The organism is Sodaliphilus sp. (assembly GCF_045598405.1).
GTDB classification, from domain to species: domain Bacteria; phylum Bacteroidota; class Bacteroidia; order Bacteroidales; family Muribaculaceae; genus Sodaliphilus; species Sodaliphilus limicaballi.
Window position 1 is genome coordinate 1 of the sequence record NZ_JAZLLZ010000019.1, and the last position, 9584, is coordinate 9584.

Here is a 9584-nt window from a genome sequence, read left to right on the forward strand (position 1 = left end):
GTGCATGTTTTTCCAAAGAATTACTCTAAATTTTGAGAAATTTAGATATAATTTCTACGGTTTGACAATATAACAGAAATATTTTCGGTCAACTCAACAAGATGAGCAGAGCACACGCGATAAGAGCAACGCCCATGATGATAGACGGCGTGCGCTTGTAGGTTTCGAAATAAGGTCTGAGCCAAATGCCCACCATGAGCCATGTGAGGTTTGCCACGGGGCCAGCGATATAGAGCAATGCCGCCACGAGGCCAAAGTCGGCCAGCGTGTGATTGGGCATGGGCAATACAAAGGTGCCAAATGTGGTGAGCGAGAACAGAATCATCTTAGCGTTGGTGAGTTGCACGATAAGCCCGTCAACAAAAGTGCAGGGACGCTCGCTCGTGTCATCATTGCCCTTGCTCTTGTGCATGATGCCCCACCCCAGCCAGGCGATATAGGCCGCACCGGGATACTTGATGTATTGCACATAGTGCCCCATAGCGTTGCCAGCGAGATAGGAGGTGAGCCCCACAGCGACCAGTGCAAGCGAGAATCCTACCACAAGTCCTGCCCACATGCCCATAGCATGACGGCGTCCATGCTTCATGCCACACGACAGAGCATAGATGTTGGCCGGACCGGGGGTAAATCCCACGGCAATAATTGAAATCAGTAATTTGGTCAACAGGGCTAATGACATAGTTAGTGTATTTTATTGTGCAAAGATACAAAATTTTCACGAAATACGAAAGACGAAGGACGAAAGACGAAAGACGAAAAAAACACCTAGACAACTGCGATTGCAAGGGCAAGCTCCGTTTGCGACCTCCCCCACAGAGGCACAGAGGTCACAGAGATAATCTGTTTAATCTGGGGTTTCTTGACAAAAGAACACAAGGACAAAAGAATAATTTCTTTTAATTATTTTAATTTCTTTCAGTTATAAAAAAACTGTTTTTGTCCTTTTTACCATCATTTTAGGTCCATAACCTGATCCAATACTCCGTGGGGGAAGTCGGGAAGTTTTGGCATGTTTTGATGCGGTTGCCCTGGAATTTCTGGCGAAAGGGTTGATTTTTTCAGAATTAATTCGTATCTTCGCCATGTGTTTTGCATGTTGCTGGCGTTTTTCACCGATTCAGAATCCGCAACACTGAACCAAGTGAAATCCCAACAGGGCGGCACCGTGGGCAACACCTTGTTGCTCATTGCGTTATAAGTATTACCGAAACAACTGGTTGCGGAATTTAGGATAATTGCCACTTATGAAAATCTTTTCATTCACCAAACTGTGTGTTGCAATGGTTGCGACTTTGTTCCTTGTGTCGTCGTGCTCGAGCAGCAAAGAAATTGACGCGGAATATGCCGAGTATATTACAAGCGAGGACTTCACCAACGACCTTGACAACTTCTTCTTTGCCGGCTCACTGCAGCAGGCAATGGGTTCGCTCGTTATTCATGCGTGCAGCAATGAGTTTACATGCACCGAGAACGACACGGTGTGCTTCGGAGATCGCAAAATGGCTTACTGGCGCGACTATGCCCTCATCATGGCGACTATCGAGGAACACCGCACCGAGTTTAAGCAGTCCTACGAACGCCTGAACGATATGGGGGTCTTTGAAATCCCCACCCCGCAGCTCGACGAAGAAGGAAATGTCGTGGCTCTGGCACCCGAACGCACCGCTGGCGGCAAGGGACCCAAGTCAAGCGCGATGGACATGATTGCCCCGCCGGCACACGCAGGAACGACGGGCGGCATTCTCCTGTTTGCTCAGGCATTCTATGAGTTTTGCGGCATCACCAGCGACCTCGCCAAGGAATCGCGCAAGCAGATTATCACTGTGGCTGCCAAGCTGAGCGACAAAGACCGCAGGGAACTCTTTGAATCGCTGGACTCACATGAGAGACAGGGCGAGACCGACTATAAGACATGGTGGAACAACTTTGCCGACGGCAAATATGACGTGCGCGCTAACCGCGTTTACCACACCTTCATAGCTGCAGAAGATTCTCCTGGCAAGACCAACTACCTCAGTGTCGCCGACGACATGGGAATCCTCTCCGAGAAAGAATTCTGCAGCAAGGCTGGCCGTGCAATCACCGCTGGTGCGAAGCTCTATGTGGAGTGCATCAACAAGGTAGTGGGCAACGTTGCCGGCTCGACCACTGTATATTACGGCAATATGGCCAAGGGCGAGAATATCAAGGGTATGGTATTGAGCTATGACCAAGTGTATGACGTGCTTGACAAGGTAAATAACTCTGTTGAATATGGGCGTAAAATCGCCAATGGCACTGTCACAAAAGAAGATTATGACGAATACAACATGAACACACTGAAGGCTATCGTTGCCGACGAGACATCGGGCTGGGTAGTGAACTTGGGCAAAGACACCAAGATTTCGCTCGACGGGCAACTGGGAGGCGGCGAGTTTGTCGAATATGGCCAGGTGGTGTGGACCATGTTGAAGAAAGGTGCCGAAGCAAGAAACGATCCCAAACTCACATGGGGCACCGACGAAGAGCGCATGGCACAAATCCAAATCACCGACAAGGACGGCAAGCCCACCGGCATGATCATTGCACGCGACAAGGAGACTGGCGCCATCTATGCAGTCAAGGAAAAAGAATTTAACGGCGACCTCGCTATCCAAGTTCCCGCTGGCGAATACACTGTCACCGCACTTGACAAGAACGGTGATAAGCAGACGATTGACGACGTGGAAGTGAAGAGTGGAGAGAAGAAGAATCTCGAAGTGAACAAGAACGAGCAAGAGGTTGTCAAGAAACTCGTTGAACAGGACGAAGATTACGGTTTTAGCTCGAAAACCCCTGAATGGTGGAAGGATTACATAAAGAAGCGCCGCGCCGAGAAGAAAGCTAAGGAAGAGCAAGAAAAACTGGAAAAAGAGAAAAAGGCTGCCGAGGAAGCTAAGGCCGAGCAGGAAGAAGAGGAAAGAGAGGATCAGGAAGAGGCAGATCAAGATGACGGGAAATACGGGCAAGGAGCTGCACCTAAACCCAATACTAGCTTGCCCTTCTCGCTTCAGGGCAAATGGAAGATTGTGGACGTGGACGTGGAAGTGACTGGACCTTTAGCCACCGAAATACCAGAGGCTCCAATCAAGGGCAAAATCCAAGAGTTCAAAAGCGACGGGACATATACCATTTCAGGACAGAAAGGCAGCGGCACATACAAGTATGGCGGCGGCGAGTTTGTCACAATGGATGGACATAGTTATACTCTCGACAAACTGGGTCCCGACCGCATAAAGCTCACCTACACCAAGTCTTATAGCCAAGGAGGTATGCCCCTCACTCTCAAGGAGGTAGTGACATTAGTCAGGATTGAAGTTACCGAGGAACCCAAGAAAGAGACGCCTAAGAAGGTTGAAAAACCTGCTCCCAAGCCCGCGCCTGCACCTGCCAAGGCCACAAAGAAAAAGAAAAAAACCTACCGACATGTGTCGGGTTATTATTGATGTAATTGATACCTACCTATTGATATGGACCATAGCGAGAGAGTAGTACAATGCCGAGACGGTAAGTACCGCTGGCTCTATGAGATGAGCCTATACACCAACCCCACCGTCCTCATGCTGGTGATGAAAATCATGGGCTGGGTCATTGTGGGAATATGGGTGTTCCTGATTATTATTGAACTGTGTGACGGTCCCTCATGGGAAGGCCTGTGGGACGTCACAGTCACATTCTTCTTTATGTTCCTGCTCATGATGGCACTGTGTGTTGTGGGTTACTTTGTCTATGCCCTCATGGTGGGCGGCAAGTATGTCGTCCTCTTTGAGATGGACGACAACGGCGTGATGCACAAGCAGATGCCTCCAGGCGTAAAGAAAGCCCAACTCATAGGCCGCATCACGGCTCTTGCCGGTGTTGCCACTGGCAAGCCTGGAATGGTGTCGTCGGGCATGAGGGTTGCCGCCCGCACGCAGATGCACAGCGACTTCAAGTCGGTGCGATCGGTCGAGCCGTTCCCGCGCCGGCATCTCATCAAGGTCAACGCACCATTCAACTACAACCAGGTGTATGTGGGCAAGGAGGACTATGACTTCGTGCTCAACTACATTCTTGACCACACCACACGCAAAAACAAATAAATATGACTATTCTCGAAGCAATACAATCTCGCCGGTCGGTGAGAAAATACATTGACCGCCCCATCGACAAGGCGCTTGTCGCAATTCTGCAAGACAAAATCGATGAGGTCAATAAGGCAGGCAACCTGCACATACAGTTAGTCACCGACGAGTCACGAGCCTTCAAGGGCAAGATGGCCTACGGCACATTCAGTGGCGTGAGCAATTACTTCGCCATGGTGGGAAAGAAAGAGGGCGACCTCTCTGAGCGCATAGGTTACTACGGCGAGCAACTGGTGCTACTGGCGCAGTCGCTCGGGCTCAACACGTGCTGGGTGGGACTCACCTACAACAATATCAAGGAAGCCTACACGGTGTCTCCGGGCGAGAAGCTATGCTGCATGATTGCTCTGGGACATGGCGATGACCCCGGACGCAACGTCAAGCGCAAGACAGCCTCGCAGGTGAGTAACGCTAGCGATGCCACTCCTGCGTGGTTCAACGATGGAGTTGCCGCTGCCCTACTCGCCCCCACTGCCATCAACCAGCAGAAGTTCCATTTCGAGTACATCGCTCCCGGCCCCGACGGCATCCACCGCGTGAAGGCATCCAGAAGATTCTCCCTTGTGGGCTACACACACATGGATTTGGGCATAGCAAAGTACCACTTCGAAGCCGCCGCCGGCAAAGAGAACTTCGAGTGGATATAATCCACTTTCCTTTACCCTACAAGAAAGAAAATGTAAATAACAAGCGGCCTGCACACTGCGGGGTCGCACTAACTCTTGATAGGTGGATGTTTACAGACTGACAAAGTGCGACCCCGTTGGGGACGCTGCTGGTCAGTCTGTAAATGAGGGTGTGTCAAAATGCGAAATCAAAGCGCATTTTGACACACCCTCTTAACCCAAGTAACGACCTCGTTGAGGTCTGCGGTTACTACACGCCTATCTCGCCACTGGCATTTTCTTTTTAGGTTGGTCAGTCTTTGGGATAGGCAGCGATGAAGAGGTTGCGGCCTTGGAGCTGGGGCTTGATGCGCACCAGGTCGGAGAGTAGGATGTCGCCCACTACGTAGTGGGTGGTGTCGCTCGAGTAGCTCTCGTTGATGGTCTTGAAGTTGAACAGCGCCAGGTCGGCCGATGTGGCATAACGCAGATAGATGCGGAAGTAAACGTCGGTCGAATATTCAGGCACGGTGTCGGCACCCAGTTTCTTGTACTCATACTTGTAGTCGTAGGAGCATGCCATGATGTCGCTCAACACTGCCGAGCCAGTGGGATAACCGCCGGCGCCGCGGCCAAACATGAACTGCTTGCCGTAGTACTTGCCCTTGATAACTACGCCGTTGAACTCGTCCTCAACGCTGTATATATACTTGTCGCGCGACAGCAGCTGCGGCATCACGCACATGGTCATGCGGTTGTCATCAAGTTTCTCCACATGGCCTATGAGCTTGATGCGGCGGCCTTTCTCGCTGGCAAAGCGTATGTCGGCCTCGTTCATCGTGGAGATGCCATAGACGAAGACATCGCTGGGCTGCACATAGCGGCCAAAGGCGTGCACAGTGATGATGACCAGCTTGTAGAGCGAGTCAAATCCCTCGATGTCGCTGGTGGGGTTGGCCTCGGCAAATCCCAGGTCCTGTGCAAGTTTGAGCGCGGCAGGATAAGTCATGTTCTCGTTGAAGATTTTCGAGAGAATGAAGTTGGAGGTGCCGTTGAGGATACCCTTGACCGATGTGAGCAGGTCGTTGTCGTAGTATTCCTCCAGGTTGCGGATGACGGGGATGCTGCCGCAAGCCGATGCGTCGTAGAGCAGCGGAGTGCCGGTCTCGCGTTGCAGTGCCACGAGTTCCTCGAGGTGGTGGGCCAGCATGTGCTTGTTGCCCGTCACCACGGGTTTGTGCTCGCGCAGGGCGCGGGTCACGATGGTGAGCGAAGCCTGGGCATCGTCGATGAGCTCCACAATCATGTTGATGTCGGGGTCACCGAAGATGTCATCAGCGCAGTCGGTAAACAATGCGGCATCAATGCCGCGATCTTTTTTAATGTTGCGCACGCACACACGCTTGATGCATGCCTGTGGATGGCGGGTCTGCTCCAGCACGTCGTAGAGCCCGCGACCCACATTGCCAAATCCAAATAATCCTATGTTAAATTTTTTCATAATTCTTTTTTAAATAACGAAACGCTCGCCGAAGCTCGCTACGAAACACTCGTTTCACTCGCTACGAAACGCGCCGCTTACGCTTGCTACGATAACTGGCTAGTGCTCGGTTTTATTTTTTCTAATTGCTCCAGAAAGTGCTGTCAATTGTTTCTGAATACTAATTATTTTTTCTGTTATTTCTATGTACTTTTCCTCTTGGATATATCCCAAATTATTTGAAATCACAATTTGGGTCTCCAATTCATAACAAGAGCCCAGAGCAATATCTAAAAACCTTGCAAAATCAATATCTGTTGGTTTTGCCGAGCCCTCAGCTATATTGCTGGGAATACTCACTGCAGCTCGATTCATTTGATTTGTCAAACCAAAGGTTTCGAGCTTAGGAAATGTTCTTGTTATACTATATATATCAGAAACAAGACTAATAGCATCTTGCCACACCTTGTAGTTTCTGAAATTTCGTTGTTGCATAAATTACTGTGTAATTACATAATTCATTATTTTCATGCCTGCTCTCGTAACAAGTGAAACAAGCATTTAGTAGCGAACACCGTGAGCGTTTCGTAACGAGCGAAGCGAGTGTTTCGTAGCAAGCGTTAGCGCCGCGTTTCGTAGCGAGTGAAACGAGCGTTTCGTCAGTTGGTTGCCATGAATGTGGCAACCAACTCGTTGAGTTTCTCGTTTTCTACCAGGAAGCCGTCGTGGCCGTAGTTTGACTCGATGAGGTGGTACTGGTTGCGCTTGATGTACTTCACGAGGTTGTCGTGGCCATGAGGGGGGAAAAGGATGTCGCTGGTGATTGCCACGATTAGGGCGGGAGCTTCGATCTTGCTCAGGGCTTCGGCTACGCTGCCACGGCCTCGTGCCACGTTGTGGGAGTCGGTGGCGTTGAGCAGGGTAACGTAAGAGTAGGCGTCAAATCGCTTGGACAGTTTCTCGCCGTTGTAACGCTGGTAGCTGCACACGCGGAACTCGTCGAGCTTGGTGTCGCGATCGGGGTCGTCCTGTGTGAGGTTGAATGCCTCGGGGCCACGGAAGCTGAGCATAGCCACACTGCGTGCTGCTGCCAGCCCCCAGTAGGCGGCATCGGCACGGCGTTCGCCCCACGACTGGTCGGCACGGATAGCCATGCGCTGTGACTCACCGAAGGCGATGCCCCAGGGCATCTGGCGGTCGCAGGTGGCGATAAGGCCCAAGCGGCGGGCAAACTGGGGCTGCATGATGCCCCACTCCATGCACTGGTAACCGCCCATCGAACTGCCTATGAGCAGCTCCACATGCTCAATCTCTAATGCCTGGGCCAGCAGCATGTGGGCGCGCACCATGTCGCGAATGGTGACCATGGGGAAGTCGCCATACCACGGCTCGCCGGTGGCGGGGTTGACACTCGCGGGGCAGGTGGTGCCATAGGGCGAACCCAGAATATTGGCACACACGATGAAGTATTTCTCGGGGTCGAGGAAACGTCCCGTCTCCACGGTGTGTGCCCACCAGTCGGGCACATCGCTGTTGGCGGTCTGTGCGTGGCACACCCATATCACGTTGTCGCCCCGGCGGGTGCCGTAGGTGCTGTAAGCCACGGTGATGCCCGGCAGCACGACACCACACTCCAGTTCAAATGGTTGGTCAAAATGTATCTTCTCTATTGCCATATATCTAAGAAAAGAAAATATTGTTGTCCGGTAAAAAAAAAGAAAATATTTTTATTTTGATTTTATGCTTCGCAAGAAAATGGTGGACCGTGTCCACAAAATCAAGTTATTTAAGGTGTTGTCATTTTGCTCGCTATCGCGAGCCATTTTTTTGGCGAAAGCCATTAAAATATAGGAAAATATTTTCTTTTTTGCTTGTTTACAATGCCTTGTTGAATGCTTGTTCGAGATCGGCGATGAGGTCGTCCACATGTTCCAGTCCCGGAGAGAGGCGCAGCAGTGTGGGAGTGATGCCCACGCTTGCCAGTTCCTCATCGCTGAGTTGCTTGTGGGTTGTAGAGGCAGGGTGAGTGATCACGCTCACCGAGTCGCCTATCATGGTCATGTGCTGGAACAGCTGCACGCTTTCCACCACCTTGACCGTGGTATCGAGGGTGCCTTTGAGCTGCACGGCAAGCACTGCGCCGCCTCCGTGGCGGAAGTATTTCTTAGCATTCTCGTGCGAGGGGTTGTCGGGCAGACCCACGTAGCTCACGTGCTCCACCAGCGGGTGCTCGTTGAGCCACAAGGCAAGGCGGCGTGTAGATTCCACAGCATGTGCGGCACGCAGTGACAGAGTTTCGAGACCAAGTGCCATGAGGTAGCTGTCGAACGATGACGGGCAGCAGCCCAGGTCGCGCAGGCCGTCAACACGGCACTTCACGATGAATGCCTGGTTGCCGAATGCCTCATACATATTAAGTCCGTGATAACCGGCGCTGGGACCTGCAATCTCGGGGAACTTGCCATTGTCCCACTTGTAGGTGCCAGCGTCAACGATCACGCCGCCCATTGCAGTGCCGTGGCCGTTGATCCACTTGGTAGCGCTCTCCACCACGATGTTGGCGCCCCACTCTATGGGACGGCACAGGTAACCGCCAGCGCCGAAGGTGTTATCGACCACAAATGGCACGTCGTGCTTGCGAGCAACAGCAGCCAGGCCTTCGAGGTCGGGCACGTTGCATGAGGGATTGCTCATCGACTCCACGTAGATGGCGCGGGTCTTCTCATCGACCAGCGGCTCGATGTCCTCGGCCTTGTCGCTGGGAGCAAGACGGCAATCGATGCCCAGTTTCTTGAACGTGAGCTTGAACTGGTTGAAAGTGCCTCCATAGAGGTAGGGCGAAGCCACAATGTTGTCGCCCGCGCTAGCCAGAGCAGTGATGACAATGAGCTGTGCGCTCATGCCCGAAGAAACAGCCAGCGCGCCCACACCGCCTTCAAGGGCAGCGATGCGCTGCTCAAATGCCGTGCTGGTGGGGTTTTGAAGGCGTGTATAGATGTTGCCAGGCTCCGACAGCTCAAAAAGGTGGGCTGCGTAGTCACAGGTTTTGAAACGGTAAGCCGCTGTGGGATAGATGGGCAGGCCACGAGAACCGGTCTCGTCCTTAATCATGCCTGCGTGTATTTGTAGAGTCTCGAAATGCAGTTTTTTCTCTTCCATAAATATGATGATACTACTAGTCTTGTTGAATTTTGGTACAAAGTTAGCACATTTGTGCATGTTTTTCCAAAGAATTACTCTAAATTTTGAGAAATTTAGATATAATTTCTACGGTTTGACAATATAACAGAAATATTTTCGGTCAACTCAACAAGATGAGCAGAGCACACGCGATAAGAGCAACGCCCATGATGA

General features: G+C 51.5%; 9 protein-coding genes. 3 read left to right on the forward strand and 6 right to left on the reverse strand.

The window, feature by feature from the left end:
- Positions 1-88: 88 nt before the first annotated feature.
- Positions 89-682 carry a LysE family translocator gene (locus tag ACKI3C_RS01985; RefSeq protein WP_407401516.1) on the reverse strand — a complete coding sequence of 198 codons (594 nt, stop codon included), beginning with the start codon at positions 680-682 and terminating at the stop codon, positions 89-91.
- A 272-nt stretch (positions 683-954) separates the two neighbouring features.
- On the reverse strand, positions 955-1191 hold the full coding sequence (locus ACKI3C_RS01990) for a hypothetical protein (protein WP_407401518.1): 237 nt from the start codon (positions 1189-1191) through the stop codon (positions 955-957).
- A gap of 56 nt (positions 1192-1247) precedes the next feature.
- Here ACKI3C_RS01990 and ACKI3C_RS01995 point away from each other — a divergent pair, with 56 nt between their 5' ends.
- The 3 genes from ACKI3C_RS01995 to ACKI3C_RS02005 are packed head-to-tail and all read left to right on the forward strand — an operon-like array spanning position 1248 to position 4792.
- Positions 1248-3467 carry a hypothetical protein gene (locus tag ACKI3C_RS01995; protein WP_407401520.1) on the forward strand — a complete coding sequence of 740 codons (2220 nt, stop codon included), beginning with the start codon at positions 1248-1250 and terminating at the stop codon, positions 3465-3467.
- Positions 3468-3491: 24 nt separating this feature from the next.
- Positions 3492-4103, forward strand: a complete 612-nt coding sequence (locus ACKI3C_RS02000) for a hypothetical protein (RefSeq protein WP_407401522.1) — start codon at positions 3492-3494, stop codon at positions 4101-4103.
- A gap of 2 nt (positions 4104-4105) precedes the next feature.
- Entirely contained in the window at positions 4106-4792 is a 687-nt protein-coding gene (locus tag ACKI3C_RS02005; RefSeq protein WP_407401524.1) for a nitroreductase family protein, read from the forward strand.
- Positions 4793-5063: 271 nt separating this feature from the next.
- On the opposite strand, the gene ACKI3C_RS02010 is transcribed toward ACKI3C_RS02005, so the two are convergent.
- The 4 genes from ACKI3C_RS02010 to ACKI3C_RS02025 all read right to left on the reverse strand — a co-directional run bounded on the left by ACKI3C_RS02010 (position 5064) and on the right by ACKI3C_RS02025 (position 9389).
- Entirely contained in the window at positions 5064-6251 is a 1188-nt protein-coding gene (locus ACKI3C_RS02010) for a homoserine dehydrogenase (RefSeq protein ID WP_407401526.1), read from the reverse strand.
- A gap of 99 nt (positions 6252-6350) precedes the next feature.
- Positions 6351-6725: a four helix bundle protein gene (locus tag ACKI3C_RS02015; protein WP_407401528.1), complete on the reverse strand. Its 375-nt coding sequence runs from the start codon at positions 6723-6725 to the stop codon at positions 6351-6353.
- 164 nt (positions 6726-6889) lie between these two features.
- Positions 6890-7906, reverse strand: a complete 1017-nt coding sequence (gene metX, locus ACKI3C_RS02020; protein ID WP_407401530.1) for a homoserine O-acetyltransferase — start codon at positions 7904-7906, stop codon at positions 6890-6892.
- A gap of 199 nt (positions 7907-8105) precedes the next feature.
- Positions 8106-9389, reverse strand: coding sequence for an O-acetylhomoserine aminocarboxypropyltransferase/cysteine synthase family protein (locus tag ACKI3C_RS02025; RefSeq protein ID WP_407401532.1), 1284 nt, complete (start codon positions 9387-9389; stop codon positions 8106-8108).
- Between the last annotated feature and the right edge of the window lie 195 nt (positions 9390-9584).